Source organism: Pseudarthrobacter sp. NamE5, from assembly GCF_005796225.1.
In the GTDB taxonomy this organism is placed as follows: domain Bacteria; phylum Actinomycetota; class Actinomycetes; order Actinomycetales; family Micrococcaceae; genus Arthrobacter.
The window spans coordinates 1-19,262 of the sequence record NZ_VAHO01000006.1 but is presented as its reverse complement, the minus strand read 5'-3'; the positions used below and the strand labels follow the sequence as shown (position 1 = coordinate 19,262).

At 63.4% G+C, this 19,262-nt stretch carries 13 protein-coding genes and 1 pseudogene; 4 read left to right on the top strand and 10 right to left on the bottom strand.

The genetic code is table 11. The annotated features are described in order from the left end of the window. The first annotated feature begins 151 nt into the window (after positions 1-151). The 3 genes from FDW84_RS09125 to FDW84_RS19325 all read left to right on the top strand — a co-directional run bounded on the left by FDW84_RS09125 (position 152) and on the right by FDW84_RS19325 (position 4,146). Positions 152-2,137 (top strand): APC family permease, encoded by a 1,986-nt coding sequence (locus FDW84_RS09125; RefSeq protein WP_138608700.1) that lies wholly within the window; start codon positions 152-154, stop codon positions 2,135-2,137. A 422-nt stretch (positions 2,138-2,559) separates the two neighbouring features. After that, entirely contained in the window at positions 2,560-3,834 is a 1,275-nt protein-coding gene (locus FDW84_RS09120) for a glycoside hydrolase family 26 protein (RefSeq protein WP_371419156.1), read from the top strand. A 144-nt stretch (positions 3,835-3,978) separates the two neighbouring features. Then, on the top strand, positions 3,979-4,146 hold the full coding sequence (locus FDW84_RS19325; protein WP_171046736.1) for a hypothetical protein: 168 nt from the start codon (positions 3,979-3,981) through the stop codon (positions 4,144-4,146). Between the two features lie 36 nt (positions 4,147-4,182). On the opposite strand, the gene FDW84_RS09115 is transcribed toward FDW84_RS19325, so the two are convergent. The 7 genes from FDW84_RS09115 to FDW84_RS09085 all read right to left on the bottom strand — a co-directional run bounded on the left by FDW84_RS09115 (position 4,183) and on the right by FDW84_RS09085 (position 12,230). Next, positions 4,183-5,115: a lipid kinase gene (locus tag FDW84_RS09115; RefSeq protein ID WP_138608698.1), complete on the bottom strand. Its 933-nt coding sequence runs from the start codon at positions 5,113-5,115 to the stop codon at positions 4,183-4,185. 120 nt (positions 5,116-5,235) lie between these two features. Beyond that, positions 5,236-6,051, bottom strand: a complete 816-nt coding sequence (locus tag FDW84_RS09110; protein ID WP_138608696.1) for an MBL fold metallo-hydrolase — start codon at positions 6,049-6,051, stop codon at positions 5,236-5,238. 109 nt (positions 6,052-6,160) lie between these two features. Next, positions 6,161-6,901, bottom strand: a complete 741-nt coding sequence (locus FDW84_RS09105) for a glycoside hydrolase family 16 protein (protein WP_240721457.1) — start codon at positions 6,899-6,901, stop codon at positions 6,161-6,163. Positions 6,902-7,547: 646 nt separating this feature from the next. Further along, a complete protein-coding gene (locus tag FDW84_RS09100; RefSeq protein ID WP_138608694.1) occupies positions 7,548-8,051 on the bottom strand; it encodes an SRPBCC family protein in 504 nt (167 codons plus the stop codon). Between the two features lie 266 nt (positions 8,052-8,317). After that, positions 8,318-9,859 (bottom strand): dihydrolipoamide acetyltransferase family protein, encoded by a 1,542-nt coding sequence (locus tag FDW84_RS09095; RefSeq protein ID WP_138608692.1) that lies wholly within the window; start codon positions 9,857-9,859, stop codon positions 8,318-8,320. A 2-nt stretch (positions 9,860-9,861) separates the two neighbouring features. Continuing rightward, positions 9,862-10,989: an alpha-ketoacid dehydrogenase subunit beta gene (locus tag FDW84_RS09090; RefSeq protein WP_138608690.1), complete on the bottom strand. Its 1,128-nt coding sequence runs from the start codon at positions 10,987-10,989 to the stop codon at positions 9,862-9,864. Further along, positions 10,986-12,230 carry a thiamine pyrophosphate-dependent enzyme gene (locus FDW84_RS09085; protein WP_138608688.1) on the bottom strand — a complete coding sequence of 415 codons (1,245 nt, stop codon included), beginning with the start codon at positions 12,228-12,230 and terminating at the stop codon, positions 10,986-10,988. The genes FDW84_RS09090 and FDW84_RS09085 overlap by 4 nt, the downstream gene beginning before the upstream one ends. A gap of 160 nt (positions 12,231-12,390) precedes the next feature. On the opposite strand from FDW84_RS09085, the gene FDW84_RS09080 reads away from it, so the two are divergent. Next, positions 12,391-12,855: an Lrp/AsnC family transcriptional regulator gene (locus FDW84_RS09080; RefSeq protein ID WP_138609028.1), complete on the top strand. Its 465-nt coding sequence runs from the start codon at positions 12,391-12,393 to the stop codon at positions 12,853-12,855. A 60-nt stretch (positions 12,856-12,915) separates the two neighbouring features. Here FDW84_RS09080 and FDW84_RS09075 read toward each other — a convergent pair whose 3' ends face one another. From FDW84_RS09075 to FDW84_RS09065, 3 genes and pseudogenes are all read right to left on the bottom strand, one after another. Continuing rightward, positions 12,916-14,136: a MinD/ParA family ATP-binding protein gene (locus FDW84_RS09075; protein WP_371419155.1), complete on the bottom strand. Its 1,221-nt coding sequence runs from the start codon at positions 14,134-14,136 to the stop codon at positions 12,916-12,918. 989 nt (positions 14,137-15,125) lie between these two features. Continuing rightward, positions 15,126-16,234: pseudogene (locus FDW84_RS09070) on the bottom strand (IS30 family transposase). Between the two features lie 586 nt (positions 16,235-16,820). Continuing rightward, positions 16,821-18,974, bottom strand: coding sequence for an acyltransferase family protein (locus FDW84_RS09065; RefSeq protein WP_138608684.1), 2,154 nt, complete (start codon positions 18,972-18,974; stop codon positions 16,821-16,823). Positions 18,975-19,262: the final 288 nt, after the last annotated feature.

The window sequence follows — 19,262 nt, the reverse complement described above, 5'->3', positions numbered from 1 at the left end:
CGCTAAAGGGCGTTAAGAAAGCATTAAGATCCGTGGAAAAGCCAGAAGGCAGCTACCGGCCCGGTGCTACGCTCCGGGAGTTATCAGCACAAAGGCGCGCCTGAAACAGGGCCTATCTGCCCAGTTCGGGCAGTACAGGAAGACACTCCCCTTGACGGCTCCCGCTCACTATTCCCTCCCCGCAACGGTCCCCAATCCGGAGCGAAACGGCGGCCACCCTGCCAATGCTGTGGTGCGCTGGCTTTTGGAACACCGGGTGCACCAGCCCATGGGCCCGGAAACGCCAGACAAAAACGCCGCGCAGCGAAGCTGGTGGAAGGTCATGTGCCTGACCGGGGTGGACTACTTCTCCACCCTCTCCTACCTGCCAGGTATCGCTGCCCTCGCTGCCGGCGCACTGTCCCCGCTGGCCACACTGCTGATCGTCGCCCTGACGCTGCTGGGAATGCTGCCGATGTACCGGCGGGTAGCCAAGGAAAGCCCTCACGGGCAGGGCTCCGTGGCAATGCTCGAGCGGCTCCTGCCGTTCTGGCGCGGAAAAATCTTTGTCCTGGTTCTCTTGGGTTTTGTTGCCACGTCCTGGATCATCACCATCACGCTGTCTGCAGCGGACGCCACTGTGCACCTGCTGGAGAACCCTTACCTGCCGCCCGTCCTGGAAGGGCAGGCCGTGGCCATCACCGTGGTGCTGCTGCTGATTCTTGGCGGGGTGTTCCTGCTGGGCTTTTCCGAAGCAGTTGCCGTCGCCATCCCGCTCGTTGCCGTCTTCCTGGGCATGAACGCCATCATCATCGGCGCGGGCGTAGTCGAGATCCTGACCGTGCCGGGCGCCGTCGCCAGTTGGACAGACGCTCTCACCTCTGCCGGCGGAGGCTTCTCCGGCATCATGGGCCCCGCGCTGCTGGCCTTCCCACTGCTGGTCCTGGGCCTGTCCGGCTTCGAAACCGGCGTCAGTATGATGCCCTTGGTGGCCGCGACAGGTGCTACACCAAAGGAAAAATTGGCGAGCAGGGTCAGGAACACCCGAAAGCTCCTCACTGCTGCGGCGCTGATCATGAGCGTCTACCTTCTGGGCAGCAGCTTCGTCACTACCCTCCTTATCCCGGCTAAGGAATTCCAGGTTGGCGGCGAAGCCAACGGCCGGGCCCTTGCCTACCTGGCCCACGAACACCTCGGCAACGGCTTCGGCTCCGTCTACGACATCAGCAGCATCCTGATCCTCTGGTTCGCCGGCGCTTCCGCAATGGCCGGGCTGATCAACATCGTCCCCCGATACCTTCCCTCGTATGGGATGGCACCGGACTGGACCCGGGCAGTCCGCCCCGTCGTCCTCGTCTACACGGCAATCAGCATTGGCATCACCATCGGTTTCAACGCCGACGTCAACGCCCAGGCCGGCGCCTACGCCACCGGCATCCTCGCGATGATGGTTTCGGCCGCTGTGGCCGTCACCATCTCGGCCGTCCGCAAAAGGCAGCGGGCCGCATCCGTCGGATTCACGGTCTTGACGGTCGTGATGCTTTACGCCCTGGCCGCCAACGTGATCGAAAAACCGGACGGCATAACCATCTCCGCGTTCTTTATCCTCGGCATCATCGCCATCTCCCTGGTCTCCCGGATCAGCCGCACCACCGAGCTGCGCGTGGAACGAATCGAATTCGACGAGAACGCAAGGCGCTTCATCCGGGACACCCTCGAGTACGACGGCCGCATCAACCTGATCGCCAACCGTCCTCAAGCCCGCGACGCGGCCGAATACTCCGCCAAGGAAGCAACGCAGCGGCAAAACAACCCCGTTCCCGGTAGCGCTGACGTGATCTTCCTCGAAATCGACGTCACGGATCCTTCCGGATTCAGCGAGGTCCTGGAAGTCAACGGCGTGGAAGTCGACGGTCACCGGGTCCTGCGGGCCCAGAGCCCCGCAGCGCCCAACGCCATCGCCGCGATCCTGCTGACCCTGCGCGACTGCACTGGTGTCCGCCCGCACGCCTACTTCGAATGGTCTGAGGGCAACCCCCTCGCTCACCTGATGCGGTACCTGCTCCTCGGACGCGGCGACACTGCACCGGTGGTCCGGGAAATCATCCGGGAGAACGAACCGGACCCGGACCACCGCCCAGCCATTCACGTGGGATGACCAGCACCGTAAAAAAATTTTGAGGAAGTCTTGAGGTTTTCCTGTGGCGAAGGACCCCGGCTCTTGAGGTCCGGAGTCCACAGTAGTGCTTGAAAGGCCTGGCGCATGGGGGTGCGGCTGGAACTGGGCCAGCAGTAACAGGCCTTGACCCGGGAAACCGAGGGTCTCAGCGCTTGGCGGTGTCAAGAAGCCGGCACCGGCAAGCGGACCCCGCATTCCCCGCGCCGCCACCCAGCACCCCTCAGACGCCATGCTGTGCAAACAGTGGGACAAAACTGGGCAGATCCTGCCCCCAATCGTCCCTCCACGACCCCACCCACCCTCCACACTTAACACGTGGGGGTTATCAGCCGGTCTCCTCCTTTGCTGCGCTCGACTGCCGTCACCTGTTCCCAGGACACGGCACAACAAACGGAGGTCCTGTGAGACTGCTCAGATATCTGCTGTGTTCGGTCCTGCTGCTGGCGTGGGCGCTGCCCCTCACCGCGGTGCCGGCGCAGGCGGCTACCCCCGTCATCACGCTCAGTCCGGACAGCGGTCCGGCCGGAACATCAGTGAAGATCACCGGAACGGGCTTCCCGAAGAAGACCTCCGGCACCGTCACGGCAGCAACCGCAAGCGCCCCCTTCAAGACCAGCGCCTCCGGCTACTTCACCGCGGAGCTCGTGATGCCCGAGAGCACCGAAGCCACCGTCGCGATCAAGGCCACGGCAGCGGCCGCGAGCGCATCAGCACCTTTCACCGTCACCTACAGCTCCCCCTCCGCCACCGAAGAGGAACCGGCGCCCGCGCCGGCACCCTCGCCCGCACCCACCACTGAACCCGCCCCAACGGCGCCGCCCGCGGCCACTCTGCGCTTCGGCGTCGGGACCCCCGGCGGGCCGCTTGCAGCTGCGGAACTGGACGAGGTTGCGGCACTCGCAGGCGAGGCGCCGTCGATCATCCTGTCCTACAAGGACTTCAGGCAGGCTCCCCCGCTGGCCGAGCTGGACGCCGCCCGCGCCCGCGGCGCCCTCACCCTGCTGACCTGGGAACCCTGGGCCTGGGGCGGCGGTACGGACCAGCCCGCGTACGCGCTGGACCGGATCACCGCCGGGGACTTCGATCCCTACCTGCAGCAGTGGGGCCAGGCGCTGGCAGGCTGGGGCCACCCGGTGATGCTGCGGTTCGGGCACGAGATGAACGGGAACTGGTACCCATGGTCGGAGCAGGTCAACGGCAACAGCGCCGGCGACTACGTGGCGGCCTGGCGGCATGTGCACAGCGTCGTAAGTGCAGCGGGTGCCACGAACGTCAACTGGGTGTGGAACCCGAACGTCCCCTACTGGGAAAGCATCCCGTTCACCGGCCTGTATCCGGGCGCCGCCTACGTGGACACCGTTGCCCTCGACGGCTACAACTGGGGCACCTCCGCGTTTTGGAGCAGCTGGCAAACGCCGTCCCAGCTCTTCGGGGACGGCCTCTCCCAGCTCCGCGCCCTCGCCCCGGGCAAGCAGATCCTCATTGCCGAAACCTCCTCGGCCGAGCAGGGCGGCTCCAAAGCGGACTGGAACACGGCACTCATCAGTTACCTCAGCTCCCAGCCGGACATCACCGCGGTCACCTGGTTCCACTTCAACAAGGAAACAGACTGGCGGATCAACAGCAGCACGGCCTCAGCGGACGCCTTCAAACAGGCACTGGCCGCCCGCAGGTAGCCAGCACATGGCAGGGGTGGGTTAAGTCCGACGGCGGTACGCGGCCGCCGTCGTAAGTCCTGCCTTCCACAGGAAAGTACTGGGTGCGGCGCGGTAAGCAGGCGTACGCTTGGGCACATCACTGCGAGTGTGAGGCGGAAGCTGATGAGAGCGCTGATAATCGCCATTGCCGTTGTCGCCGTCGTCCTCTTTATCCTGGGCCTGGCCGTCGAAGCGCTGGGGTACTTCCTGGGAGTGGCCCCGGTGCTGCTGATCGTGGCCCTGCTCCTGCTGCTCCTGACCCGGTTCAGGGGACGCCGCATCCCCCGCTGACTTCAGGCAAAAAGGCGTCGCAGGGCTGCAAGCGCCCTACCCGTCAAAGCGCGCGCTGTTGCTGCTGTGCGGCACCACGACGTGCACTGCGTTGCGGTCGATGGTGAATTCGGCAGGCGTGGCGGTGGCGATCTCGCCGTCAAGGTTCACCGGCATGGGCGGCTCGGTGACCAGCCGGACACGCTGGCAGGTCACGTGGTACACCCCGCGGCGCTCCACAAAGCTGCCGTCCTTGAGCAGCCGGGCGATCCTCACGTGCTCCCGGAGCGGCGCCCCGGGGATGGCGTAGACATCAAGGGTGTGGTCATCGATCCCGGCAGTCGGCGAGACCGCGTTGCCGCCGCCGTAATGCCGGCCGTTGCCCACGGCCACCTGCAGCATGTCCTCGAGCTCCAGTGTCTCGTGGTCCCCGTCGGGGAACTCGAGGCGGGCCCGGAACGGCTTGTGCCGGGCATAGGCGCGCACGGCGGCGACGCCGTAGGCCAGCGGCCCGAGGTACCGCTTCAGGCGCGGGCTGAGGGTTTCGGTCACCCCGACGGACAAGCCAACGGACGCGACGTTGAGGAACGGCTGGCCGTTCGCCCGCCCCAGGTCGATGTCCACCACCTTGCCGTCCGCGAGGGCAGCGCACGCCCCGGCGAGATCGCTGGGTATTTCCAGCGTGCGGGCAAGGTCGTTGGCTGTTCCCAGCGGAAGGACGCCCAGCACGATCCTTGTCCCGGCAAGCCGCCCGGCCGCGAAGGACACGGTCCCGTCACCGCCGCCGACCACCACCAGGTCGTGCCCGTCGGCCACCACCCGGTCCAGGGTGCCGGCCAGTTCCGTGCCGGACAGCACCTGGTGCACGGAGGATACGGACAGGCCAGCCCTTTGCAGGGTGTCCACCGCAAGCGCCGGCGCCCCCGCTCCCAGGCGTGCCCCGGCGTTGATCACCACGGCGGCGGACTTCGCCTCTCGGGCAGACTTCATGGGGAACATCCTAGGCTGAGCGGGCTGGGAATTCCCTGAGTCACCAGGCGGAAGGCCCGCCCCGGGAAAGGCAAGGCGCTCGACGGCGGCGCGCGGCCGCCGTCGTACGCTTCACTGCGCTTAGTGCTCCCGGCGCGTCTCCTGCAGCCGCTTGATGAACCAGCGCGACTGTTCCGGCCCGTAGGGCAGGACGGGGATGGCCTTGGTGGCGTCGTTCGGGGTGTCCCGGATGGACTGGCGCGCCTGGCGGACAGCGGTGGTCATGGTGTGCGCCATGGTCTTGACGAACTGGTCGCTGCACGGCTTCCCGTGCCCCGGAATCAGGAACTCGTAGCGGTGCCGCAGCGCCGAGATGTGCCGGAGCGCGTCCGCCCACTCCTCCGGGTACGAGTCCTCGAAGGACGGATGGGCGCCCTGCTCCACGAGGTCGCCGACGTAAAGGGTGGTGGGGGTTCCCACCAGCAGGTCGCCGTCGGTGTGGCCGCGGCCCAGGTAGAACAGGGTGGCGGTCAGCCCGCCCAGGTCCACCAGTACCGGCTGGTCCTTCACGATGGCGTTGGGGACCACGAGCTCCACATTCTCACCCTCACCGGCGGACATCTCCGGTTCCAGCGTCCCCACGAAGCGGCGCTGGAGGTCCCCGCGTTCATCAATCTCGGTGGCGCAGTTCTGGTGCGCCCAAAACTCGCTCACGCCGGCTTCCGCGAACACCGCGTTGCCGAAGAAGTGGTCGTAATGGGCGTGGGTGTTGACGACGACGAGCGGCAGCCGGGTCTTCTCCCGCACCGCGTCCAGGATTTCGCGTCCCTGCCGCGGCCCGCAGCCCGTATCGATCACCATGGCCCGCTCGGAACCCACGATCAGTCCGGTGTTCAGCAGCGATCCTTCGGTGACCAGCACATGATTGTCCGCGCCGACTTCGAGCCATTCCGACATTGTTTCTCCGTACCTCCGGCAAAGCAGTGTTCGTTCGTCCAGGCGTCGATTCTATCCAGCAGGCCTTGGCTTGGGCCTGTGGGCACGCCCGCAGGGAGGTGCTGCGGAACTAGTTCCTTGCCCACATGGCTACCCAGTCCACGTACACATGACCCTCGGTTTCGGGCGCCGGACAGCCCGTCAGGCAGGACTCGGTCTGCAGGAGGTAGCGCATCGGCTTGTCCGGGACCATTGACGTGGCAACGCCGATGGATTTGCCGTCAAGGAAGAATTCGATGCGCCCGGGACTCCACTCTGTGGTTGCTACATGCCAGTCCGTGAACGGAACGCTGGGATCGGGACGAAAGAGGTCAAATTTGTGCCCGTCCGGACCGACGCCATGCAGGGCAGCGTAGATGACCTTGGACAGATCACCTTCCGGGTAATCGATCTCCCCGTCCTGCGGCCACTGCTTACTGACGGGCCAGAGCAGCCAGGCCACTTTGTAACCCGGCAGGGAATCGGCCTTGAAACGAACGGAGTAGCGCCCGTAGAGCTGGCTGTTGTATGGCGACTGAGTGGCTCCGTTAAGTCTTGGGGAGGGCGCCGCGCCCATGGAAACGCCGTTTTCCGAGTGCAGGTACATGTCCAGGACGCCATCGTGGACACTCAGGACCTTCGATGGATAGTACCCGGACGTCCTCTGCCCCTTTGGCTGCTTCTGGGCGGCTGTATCCGGCGTGCCGTCCTTATAGTTCGCGCTCCACCGCTGGCCGTAGATGGGGCCGGGAAATTCGCCGATGCCAACATCTCCGTCGGTGAAGTCCTCTGCAAAGACCTGCCGCCAGCCAGGCAGGTCACCCAGTGGCAACGCATGGGAGAACGAAGGACTGGTGTCCGTATTTGGCTGACCAGAACCGGCGTCCGCAATCGGTTCCGGAGAACCGCTATCCGCCGTCGGCTCCGGAGAACCGCCATCCGCCGTCGGCTCCGGGGAATTGCCACCCTCGGTCGGCTCGGGCGAACTGCTAGCTGCAGTCGGCTCAGGAGAACCGGCATCCGCAGTGGGCGATGCAGAACCGGACACCGGGGCCACCGGGTCCCGGCCTTCCGCTTCAGCAGCTTTGGACCCCGTTGAATCAGCAGCAACGCTGAGCGTGCCGGAAGTTAGAGCCAACAAGGCTATCAACACCACGAAACTCCGAATTCGCGGACGGCGCTGGATGGCCTCGAGGGGAGACACTCCATCCCCAGGGACAAGATGGCGCGCCCTCCGACGCGCGCTAATCCATGCAAGTAGGTACTTGCGGCGACTGCTTGCCAAGGTGTCCTCCCAGCCTGGTCCTGCAGGGGACTCGGGCAAGAACGGTGCACCCCGGACGCGTCCCCTTTCATTCAGTGTAGGAGCGGCACCAAAGGGGGTCACGAGTAGCGAGTACTCATCTTTCGGCTCCAACCCCTTGCCCGGGTACTTGTTTTCGGCCGCGCAAGACGGCGGCAAGAGTGTTGTGAATGCACTAGAGGTTGACCTGTTTCTCCTCGTGGGAATAGTTGCCGACAAGGCGAGCGCCCAGGTAGCGCGCCAGTTGTTCGCCTCCTTCGTCCATCACCTTCTTGTGGTTCAGGGCGAAAATGCCCCGGAGCAGCGGAGCAGTCACGTTCATCCATGGCTTAGTTGTCCGCACGTACCAGTGGAACACTGCCGACGTGACGCCATTTTCTTCCGTCAGGTCCCACCTCCCGGACCCTTCCAACTCCCCCGCGGATGTCACTTCGAGCAAGTGGGGCGGGATCCTGCGCACCGTTTCCAGCTCGAATGACAGGGAGTAGGGGAGCTTGCTGTTGACGTGCGTCCGGTACACGGAACCGACGCCCGTTTCCCTGTCCCCCTCCCTGACCAGGGAAACGGAGGAGACGAGGGAAAACCACTGCGGGTACGACGCGGAATCTCCCACTGCTTCCCATACTTTGCCTATGGGCGCTACAAACTTCCAGGTGGTGATGAACCAGTAGCTGGCCATGCTTCCTCCTCTGTTTGTGCCGCCCCTGACCGTCAGGGTCGGGAGGGTACGACGACGGCACGCGGCCGCCGCCGTACACTTCCCCTTCACGGGGGTTTCAATCCCGGCATGAAGCGAAAGGGTTTGAGTAAAACCCGCATCGTGTGAAAGAGGGTTTGAAGTAAAACCCGCATCAAGTGAGAGAGGGCTTGAATTAAACCGACGTTAAGTGAGAGAGCGTCCGGGGGTGAGTGGTGGGATGTCCAGGGTTGGGTGTGGGTGGTTGGTTATAGGTCGGCGAGGAGGGTGGTGGGGTTCTCGATGGCGTCCGCTACGAAGCGGAGGAAGCCGGCTGCCGTGCCGCCGTCGCAGACGCGGTGGTCGAAAGTGAGCGTCAGCTCGGTGACCTTCCGGACGGCCAGCTCGCCGTTCACCACCCACGGCTTGTCGATGATCCGGCCCACGCCCAGGATGGCTACCTCGGGGTAATTGATGATCGCCGCCGACCCGTCCACGCCGAACACTCCGTAGTTGTTTAGGGTGAAGGTGCCGCTGCCGAGTTCCGTCGGGGTTGCCTTGCCCTGGCGTGCGACGTCGGCAAGCCGGCGGATCTCCGCGTCCAGTTCCCGGGCACTGAGCTTTTCCGCCGACCGGACCGAGGGCACCACCAGCCCCCGGTCCGTCTGGGCGGCGATCCCGAGGTTGATCCCGTCGAAGGAGACGATCTCCTGCGAGCCGTCCTGAGCGGTTTCGATCCGGGTGTTCAGCTCCGGGTACTTCTTCAGCCCTGCCGTGACAAAGCGGGCGATGAACGCGAGCAGGCCGGGCGCCTGGGCGTCACCGCTCTTGAGTCCTTCGCGGAGCTCGAGCAGTGCAGTCGCGTCGACGTCCACCCATACCGTTGCCTCCGGAATTTCCGAGCGGCTGCGGGACATGTTGGCCGCCACTGCCTTGCGCACTCCCCGGACCGGAGTGCGGGCGGAGATGCCCAGGCCGGTGCGGCCATCCACATCCGTCGCCGGCTGGGCTCGCCGGGGTGCCGCAGGTTCCTGGACTTTTGCGGTCTCGGGTTCAGACGGTGCTGCGGGAGCAGTTGTCCGCAGGGCCGCTTCAACGTCCCGGCGCATGATCAGTCCGCTTTCGCCGGAGCCGTGCAGCTCGCCGAGATCAACACCGTGCTCGCGGGCCATCCGCCGCACCAGCGGGGAGATCACCGCGCCGAGCTTGCCGGGGACGCGGGTTCGCAGGAGCGAAAGGTCCACGTCGGCATCCGGTGCGGGACCGCCGTCGGCCGCGCCGTCCTCCAAGGGAAGGGTCTCCACAGAACCGGCCGCCGGCACTTTCCGCGCGCGGGTCCGGCGGGCAACCCCGTGACCGCCCGGCGTGCCGTACCCGATCAGCACGTTGCCGGACCCGGCCTTTTCCTCTTCGCGGTAACTCTGGGCAGCCGCCGGGGCTCCAACAGGCTCCACCTCAGGTTCGGCCGGCTCGCCCAGTTCGTTCTCGGCAGGGGTGGTTTCAGGTTCGGCAGGCTCCGGGACTTCCCCAGCCTCCGCAGGCTCAGGCACAGAAGCAGGTCCAGCCCCAACCGGCCGCACCGAAATCAGCGGCTTCCCCACGTCCAGGGTCTCCCCCGGCTGCCCATGCAGCTCCTCAACAATCCCGGCGTACGGGGACGGCACCTCCACGGCGGACTTGGCGGTCTCCACCTCGGCAATGGGCTGGTCAACGGCAATCTCGTCGCCAACAGCAACATGCCAGGACACGAGCTCGGCTTCGGTGAGCCCCTCGCCCAGGTCCGGCAACAAAAACACACGCGTTTCACTCATGGTCAGTTCTCCCACTGAAGGTCGTCGACGGCGTCGAGGATCCGGTCCACGCCGGGCAGGTAGTACTTCTCAAGCTTGGGCGCCGGATACGGGATGTCGAACCCGGTGACGCGTCGGATAGGGGCGGCCAGGTAGTGGAAGCAGCGCTCCTGCACCCGGGCCACGATTTCGGAGGACACGGACGCAAACCCGTGGGCCTCGGCGATCACCACGGCCCGGCCGGTCTTCCGCACGGACTCGCAAACGGTGGCATCGTCAAAGGGAACAAGAGTCCGCACGTCGATGACCTCCAAAGACCGTCCTTCCAGCGCCGCTGCCTCAGCGGCGGCGAGCGCGGTGGGGACGGAGGGACCGTAGGCAATAAGCGTGGCGTCCGCGCCGGGACGCGCGACGGCGGCGCGGCCCTCAGTGCTACGTCCCGCCGTCGTACCTCCCGCGCCAAGCCCTTCCTCGTGAAGGCGCCGCAGCTCCGAAAGGTCCACCAGGTCCTTTGACCAGTAGAGCTTCTTGGGCTCCATGAAGACGACGGGATCGTCCGAGTCGATGGCCTCGCGGAGCATCCGGTAGCCGTCGGCCACGGTGGCGGGGGTGTAGACCTTCAGGCCGGCGGTGTGGGCGTAGTAGGACTCGGAGGAGTCGCAGTGGTGCTCCACTCCCCCGATGCCGCCGCCGTAGGGGATCCGGATCACCATGGGCAGCTTCACGGCGCCCTTGGTGCGGTTGTGCATCTTGGCCACGTGGCTGACGATCTGCTCGAACGCCGGGTAGGCGAACGCGTCGAACTGCATCTCGATCACCGGGCGCATGCCGTTGATGGCCATGCCCACGGCCATGCCCGCGATGCCGGACTCGGCCAGCGGGGTGTCAAAGCAGCGCTGCTCGCCGAAGGTCTTGGTGAGCCCGTCGGTGATGCGGAAGACGCCGCCCAGCGTGCCCACGTCCTCGCCGAACACCAGGACGGAGGAATCGGCGTGCATGGCGTCGGCGAGCGCGGTGTTCAGCGCCTTGGCCAGGGTCACCGGCTGCGGGCCGGCGGCTTCGGCTGAGGCTGCGGCTGACGCGGCGGCCCGGGCGGTGGCGGCGGAAACGTTGCCGTTGGCCTCGGACGACGTGGTGATGGTGGGGCTCACTTGCCGGCCTCCTGTGCTGCGTTCTGGGATGCTGCGTCGCGGGCGAGTTCGTCGGCGAGCATGGCAGACTGTTCCTTCAACTGCGGCGTGGTCCGGGCGAAGACGTAACGGAAGAGTTCCTGCGGGTCCACGGGGACATCCTCGCTGAGGCCTTCACGCAGCTGCGCGGCAACCGCCTCAGCGTGGGCAGCGATCCGGGCCTCGCCCTCGTCGTCCAGCAGGCCGCGGTCCCGCAGGTAGGTGCGCATCCGGTTCACCGGGTCCTTGGCCCGCCACTCGGCAACCTCAGCGCTCTCGCGGTAGCGCGTGTCGTCGTCGGCATTGGTGTGGGCCTGCATGCGGTAGGTGTTGGCCTCCACCAGCAGGGGGCCGGAGCCTTCCCGGGCCAGTTTCACGCCGCGGTCCAGGACGGCGAGGAGCGCGACGACGTCGTTGCCGTCCACGCGTTCACCGGCCATGCCGTAGCCCACGGCCTTGTGCGCGAGCGACGGCGCCACGGACTGGTGTGCCAGCGGCACCGAGATGGCGTATTTGTTGTTCTGGACGAAGAAAATGACGGGCAGGTGGAAGACGGCGGCGAAGTTCAAGGCCTCGTGGAAGTCGCCTTCGCTGGTGGCGCCGTCGCCGCACATGGCCAGCACCACGGTGTCCTCACCGCGGAGCTTGGCGGCATGGGCAACGCCCACGGCGTGCAGCAGCTGGGTGGTCAGCGGAGTGCACTGGATCCCCACCTTGTGCTTGAGCGGATCGAACCCGCCGTGCCAGTCGCCGCGGAAGATGGTCATCACCTGCACGGGGTCCACACCGCGGGTCATCACGGCGACGGCGTCGCGGTAGGTGGGGAACATCCAGTCACCGTCGGAGAGGCACAAGGCTGCGGCCACCTGGCAGGCCTCCTGGCCGTGGCTGGACGGGTAGACGGCCATGCGGCCCTGCCGGACGAGGGCCGAGTTCTGGTCGTTGACGCGGCGGCCGACGACGAGCTGTTCGTAGGCTGCCAGCAGTTCCTCATCGCCGGGCAAAGGGTATTCGTGGCCGGGTTCGGTGCCCTGCTCACCTTCCGGGATGAGCCGGCCGTCCGGGCCCACCATCTGGATCTGGTGCCGGGCCGGGAGCATGTAGTCCTCGGCTGTGATGCCGAACTTCTTGACTGCCTCGGTGAGGGCGTCCTCGTGCGGTTGGGTGCTGCCCTGGCGCGCGCCGGCGGTGCCCGGCGCGGTGTGGTCTGCGGAGATCGTCATTGTTCCGTCCTTCTGTTGCCACTATTCCTTCCCAGTATCTGCCTATGGCCGGTTTCGTATCCAGCATCTTGGGCAATCGTGGAGAAGCTGCCCGGTTCTGCCTACACTGGGAGACGAATTGTAAATGTGAGCCAGCTTACTGACAGGGTGCGTGGACAAATTGGCAACGAGGGATCCCGGGACCGAGCCCGTACCGCTGGATGAGATCGACCAGAGGATCATTTCGGAGCTGACCAGGGACGGCAGGATGTCCGTGACCCAGGTGGCGGAGAACGTCCACATCTCCCGGGCACACGCGTACACTCGGATCGGCCGGCTCACCTCAGAGGGGGTGCTGTCCAGATTCACGGCGCTGGTGGACCCGATCAAAGCCGGGCTCCGCTCCTCCGCCTACGTGACGCTGAAGCTGAAGCAGGATGCCTGGCGGGAGCTGCGCGACCAGCTGGGCGCCATCCCGGAGGTCCACCACGTGGCCCTGGTGGGCGGGGACTTCGACGTGATCCTGCTGGTCCGCGCCGTGGACAACATCGACCTGCGCCGGGTCATCTTTGACCAGCTGCAGTCCATGCCGGGCGTGCTGGATACCCAGACGTTCCTGGTGTTCGAGGATCTGGATACGCGGTAGGTGGCTAGCGGGCTCATAACGAGCCCGCCCAGCTCAAACGGCTGCTGCCGCTAGCACGTTTTACTGGTAGCCGTCCACAATGGCCGCAGCAATTTCCTTGTAGGCACGCCGTGTTTCCGGCTTCAGCACGTCGAGCGTGACGAGGTCGCCATCGGCGACGCCGCGGTCATGCGGGACCGCGATCAGTTCTCGGCAGATGCCGGAGAGGTGCTCCTCGATGGCATCTTTGTCCACGCGGCTGGACACCTCGTCCTTGTCGGTGATGACAACGATGGCGTTCCGCGCCAGTTCCTCGTAGCCGTGACTTGCCAGCCAGTGCAGTGTACTGCGCGCACGCTTTGCACCGCTCACTGCGTAGCCGGCGGCGATGACCAGGTTGTCCGCGGACTGCAAAATCCCGCTCATGGCGTTGTGGGTGACGCCGGTGCCGCAGTCGGTCAGCGCCACAGAGTAGTAGGCACCGATCAGCTTGCGGATCCGCAGGTATTCCTCGGCCGTCAACGAGTCGGAGACCTCGGGGTCCTGCTCTCCCGCGATGAGGTGCAGCCGGCCAGCGTGATGCATGTAGCGTGCAAGGGCAGTAAGCGAGTCGATGGAGTCGATGTTTTTGAGGAGGTCCGTAATGCTGCGCGGGCTGGACTGCTGGTAGATCCCCTCGCCCAGCGCGCGCTCCACCAGGTCACCGGAATCCGGGTTGGCATCGATAGCGCACGGGGCGTCCCCACGGTACTCAGCCAGCGTCAGGCCTACCCCCACGGTGGTGGATGTCTTACCGATACCGCCCTTGAGGCTGAGGATGGCCGTGTTGTAACTCCCCTGGAGCTGCCGGGAGATGCGGCGGGCCAGCTCGTCCTCCTGGCGCTGCCTCGGTCCTGGCCCCAGATTCCAGGCTCCGGCTGTCAGCTTGTACAGTGCACCACGGAAACCACCGACGGGACGGGGCTTCTGTTCCTTCACAAACAGCCCTGGGGAGCTGATGAAATCCGGCATGGGGCTTTCTGCAATGGCGTCGGCCACGGTTGGCCTGCTCCGTCGGAAGCCGGTGGTTGCAGTGCCGGTGTTCGGCGGCAACGTTTCACCGGCATCAGCTGGCGTGGCGGCGGTTGCAGGGTCGGCTGCCTCTGCCGTTGCGGAGGCTGGCCGTCGGGTGGGAGCAGGTACATGCGTGGCAGGCTTTGCGACGTCTGCGGCCGCGGCAGCCTCGGCCCTGGAAGTCCTTCTAGTGGCCGGCTGATTGGCCTCTGCCTGGCTGGATGTTTCGGAGTGCGTTGCTGCTGGCATGGTTCCTGTCCGGACATCGGCCGTCTCGCCCTCGGCACGACGAAGGTCGCGACGTCGGCGAGGATGACTTTTATCCTCTACGTTGGCGCGTGCGTTCTGATCCGCCGGATCGGGCATGTCTGTCCCCCAGGACTTTCGGCAAAATGTTCTGCGGCACTGGTCAAACAGTAAGTCTAGGGGTTCGCGCGAAATCGCTTGCTCAGATGCCGGTAAGCGCAGCACCCACTACGGCTGCAGTAAGCGCGATGAGAACGACCAGAACGATATAGCCCTGCCACTTGGGGCGGCCTTTGTGGGGATTGATATCAACGTACGGCATGGCTAGCGGTGCTCACCTTCTGGCGCGACGGAGCACTGACCCGGACGGCCCGGCGCTTAAGCCTGAGCATCTGGTAGAGCACGAAAAAAGGAACCAGCATTGTGCCCAGTAGCGCTAAGAGCGCTTGGGCGAAGTCGGAAACAGCCACAAGAGCCTCCATCGGTCATAGTGATCCCCATCGACCATGACCTAACCACGTGACGAGTGCCATGACAAGTCATGCCCACTGCAGGAGCAACCCTGAAGTATCTATCTTCGCAACGCCACCAACGCGACAGTCACCGTCACAACGGCCAAAGTAATAAGCAAGAAATAGGCAAGTACCCTTATTTTCCGCTGTTTTAGCTCACGTCGCGAATAGCGCTCCGCGTACCAATTGCCGTTTCTCCCCATGGTGGAATGCTATGAACACGCCCTCAAGATTTGATCAAGTCACGACGTTTATTACGGACCAGCCTCCTATGCTGATGAGATCTCGGGGCCACCGGAAGGGCGGCAGTAAGTGGGCTCGGTACGCGCACACATCCGGATGCTACGTCGACCCTTTCGGTCCGTAAAAACGCCCTGAATGCGTGTCGGTGACGGTTGAAAAGTGAACCATTGTGACGGCGGCGGAGTTCAGCGGTCGTTGCAACAAATTATGGTTCGGTCGAAGGTGCGACCAGTCTAGTCAGGCGCTCCAAAGGCTATGCCACCCGTGGATTTCACGTTGTCGCTGATCGAGTTCGGCGGCGACCACAGCCAGGTGTTCCCGAGAATGGATGCCGAGATCTGTTCCTTGCGGAAAGTATTGGCGAAGCAGGCCATTGGTGTTCTCGTTCGAGCCGCGTTGCCACAGGGACTGGCGGGGTCGCAAAAGTACACAGGGATGAGTGTTTGCCGTGTGAAATCTTGGTGGCAGGCCATCTCAGTGCCCTGATCCTAGGTCAGTGATCGGCGTAGATGGGCTGGGAGCGGCATCATCGCTTCGGTCAGTCGATCGCGCAGATTCTCAGCCCCGCGGTTACCCGCCAGGTGCATCAGGATGATGAAGCGCGTGGTCCGTTCGACCAGCGTGCCGATGGCAAAGCGGCCCCCCTTGCCAATGATTAGATCCCCTTCCCAATGCCCTGGCACTAACCTGCCGATCGCTTCTGCTGGCCGATCCCGGATCATGACCATGTCCGGGAAGCGCCTGGTTCGGTGTTCCTTCCGACGACGCGGCCGGCGACCGGTCCGTCCGGTGCGCAGAGAGACTGCAAGATCGACGGCCAATTCCAGGCTTCCGCGCCCATAGAGGGCCTGATAGACAGTCTCCGGAACAACGTGCATTCCCGGTTGCCCAGTAAAAACAGCGCGCAGGCGATTGCTGATCTGACGGGGACTCCAGCGCTGTTTCAGGTGTTCGCGCACGAATTCAAGCAGCTCAGGACTGGACGCGATCTTCCCGCTCCGCTGGCGACTCCGTCGACGCTTGGCACTACGCTGAGCCGTGCGAGGACGGTAGTTACCGGAGGGCTCGTGCACGTTCCGGCGGGTTTCCCGGCTCACTGTCGATGGACTACGCCCGAGCTCTGTGGCGATAGCGCGAATGCTGCGCCCGGCATGCAATAGGTCTGCGATCGTGATCCGTTCCAACTCCGAGAGAAGCCGGGCGGGGATATCGACCGGCCTCTGATGCGAGATGGGAGCAACCTTTTTGATGTCTCCGGACTTCAGGACAACCGAGTGGCCGTGCCGCCATCGCGTCCCCGAACTACGGCTGATTCCCACAATCCGGCAGGCCTCAGAATTGCCCATATCCTGTTTCATCAGCTGATCATAGTGAGCTCGTGCACCGTTCTTTGGAGGGGCGCCCCGGGGCTTTCTTGCTCTTTTCATCTCTGCCAAGTGCAACTCCTACAAGCTCAGGTGTTGCAACGACCACTAGACGCCAAGCCCGCAAAACGGCTCACTTTTTGACCATCGCTGACAATGCGTACAAGTCGCGCTGTAACTACGTGGTCTGTAGCCAAGCCGGAAGAGGCACTGCGCCAAATGCTGGGCCAAAGCTAGAAAGAGGTCTTGGTTCTCCATCAACCCTGAAGCTGTGGGCGGGACGGCAAAATCAACCCATACCTGCTGTCCAAGCGGAGCGGGTGCTTTCTCGCCGCTCGTACTCGCATGGTTTGTTCGTGGCGGACGGGGGCAGCACTGCTGCACGGCGGATTACCACCTGTAGGCGTTCCGATGGACAGTTGGCAGGGTTAGGTATGCAGGTGGAGACAGAGGCTGCAATGCAAGCTACTAAGAATTACCCACGTACGTAAGGAAGAACCATCAAGAAGCTTTGCGCCTTTGTCCATCGCAGGACCCTATGCTGCAGCGCAACAACGTACCCTTCTCCCTACAGCCGGGGATGAGCAGTGACTAACGGCTCTTCCAGGCGTGGGGTAAGAGATCGCACGTACGTTGCCGTCAAGTGGTCACTGTCTCGGTAAACGAGTACTTCGCCAATAACCGGTGCACATAAATCGGCGGGGCAGATGAAGTCGTTGAGATCAATAAATTTGACGCCTTCAAACCCAGATGCAGCAGCCACTTGGGCTAATCCCTTGTCGTCTGCAGCTTGGCTACGGGGAACGGCGCACTTCTTGAGGTCGCCGAGATTTGCTGCAACGCAGTCTGGAATATTTCTCGCCGGGGCTGGCGTGTCCCTGATAACGGCAACAGAAATGCCCGACTGGATCAGGGTCCCCCACGAAGACCTGTATGCCTCGGCCATCGCCGAGACCTCGTCGCTAGCTCCGGCAATGCCGGCACTCTTCGTATAGTTGCTGGTGATAACCATTTTGATTCTGTCATCGTTCACCAACGCGTCCAGCATCTTGGAATTCCACTCGATACATGCTGTGTAGGCAACTCCTTCGCGCACGAGTTGACCTGTAGCGAAAGGGCACGCATCGTGTATGTACGCCGTAAGGCGCCACCCCTTCGACCTAGCTATGTACTCCAGTGCGGGAATCCACTGCTTTGCATGGGAGTCTCCCACCAACGCAACGTGCGAAGTCGAATCTGCTATTCCGTATTCGCACGTGCGGACGTCGCTCTCGTCAACCTTTGCGGAGATGCAATCAGGAAAGTCATTCGCGGCTGCTACCGGGGCAGGTTGTATATTTTCAGCTGTGCTCAAGATGTCTTGTATTGCCGCACGTGGTTCGGCTGGCAAGGTCATGGCACCGAAGGCAACAGCCGGCTCCTGCACCTGCCCGTCCAGCGAGAACTTGGGTAGCGTCGCGTTATAGGCTGCAGCCGCAGCTGTGGCTTCTTGGCTTCGCGTTGATTGAACCAATGCTCCGCCTACTAAACAGGCTGCCACCATACATGCAAGACCAACTTGTAAGCCTCTCGAAGGGCTGACACTCAGGACGTACGACTTGCTGAACGGCACTTCTACAAACCTGTATGTGAGATACGCGAGAAGTAGCGATAGGCACAGGACGCCCGCCCCAACTGGCACTGTTAGTTCGCCGAACACATCACCCGCAATGACAATGAAAGGCCAATGCCATAAATAGAGCGAGTATGAGATGTCCCCGATAAATCGCATGGGAGTAGATCCGAGTATAAATTCAGGGCCTCCAAAGCGGCGCCGCACACCAGAAGCGATAACAAGAGCGGCAGCGAAGGTGGGGACCATAGCAACAATGCCTGGATATGGCACCGTCTCGTCGATCGTAATGACAGCGAAAATTATTCCAGCGGTACCCAACCAGCCCATCACGGCTGCAGGAAGGGCCGGGACCCGTTCAAGGTAGTTGATGCTGATGGCTAGGAGCGCCCCAGTCGCCAGCTGCCAGAACCTTGTTGTGGAAGCAAAATATGCTGGTCCGGCTGCCGTTTCTGTGTAGTAAACGGACCAGATCAGTGATGCCGATATGACAAGACATAGTACGAATACGAGCACGCGGAAAAGGCGTCGGGAATCGACAAGCTTGCTTTTTTTACCTCGCCGCCAAGTAAGAACCACGGCGGAAATCATAAGCAGCAAGGGCCAGACGACGTAGTACTGCTCCTCAACACCCAGGGACCAGAAATGTTGGAGCGGACTCGGGGCGGCATCGCTCCGTAGGTAGTCGACTGAATCGGCTGCGAGACGCCAGTTTTGGACATAAAGCGTAGAGGCTACGACATCCCAACCGATGGAAGCCCATCGGGTCACGGGCACGAAAGCTAGTGTTAGCCCTGCAGTAGCGAGCAAAACAACGGTAGCCGCGGGAAGGAGCCGTTTTGCCCTTCTCGAGTAGAACTCGACAAGGGAAATACTTCCCTCCGTTGTGAGTTGTCGAACCAGAATCCCAGTTATGAGGTAACCGGAGATGACAAAGAAGACATCCACGCCCACGAACCCCCCAGGCATGAACGGTAACTTCAAGTGGTAAAGGAAAACCGCAAGAATCGCGACACTCCGGAGCCCCTGTATATCCCCACGATAGGAGCGGCTTGGTTTTAGGGATACCTGGGGCCTGAGAAGCGTAGCTGTAGACAAAATTTCCCCCACTTGAAAGACGTGACCGGCCGATTCTACCTGTCCGCTTGGGTGTTACCCTGCTGTGACTACCGTTTGGAGAAGTACTAAAGTCACATCAAATAACCACCCTGTCTTCTCGAATGTGCCGCATCTGCCTTCAACGCGCACGTGACCAAGCCCCTGCATGCACGCGACGCTCTCTCGGGCAACCCTTTGGGGCAGTGCGAAGCGGGTCGTCGCGGACTGCGCACGCGTTGAGGGCGTGGCGCCGTAGACAGGCATATAAAAATAGCCCGCCTGTGCAGTAATTACTCGACG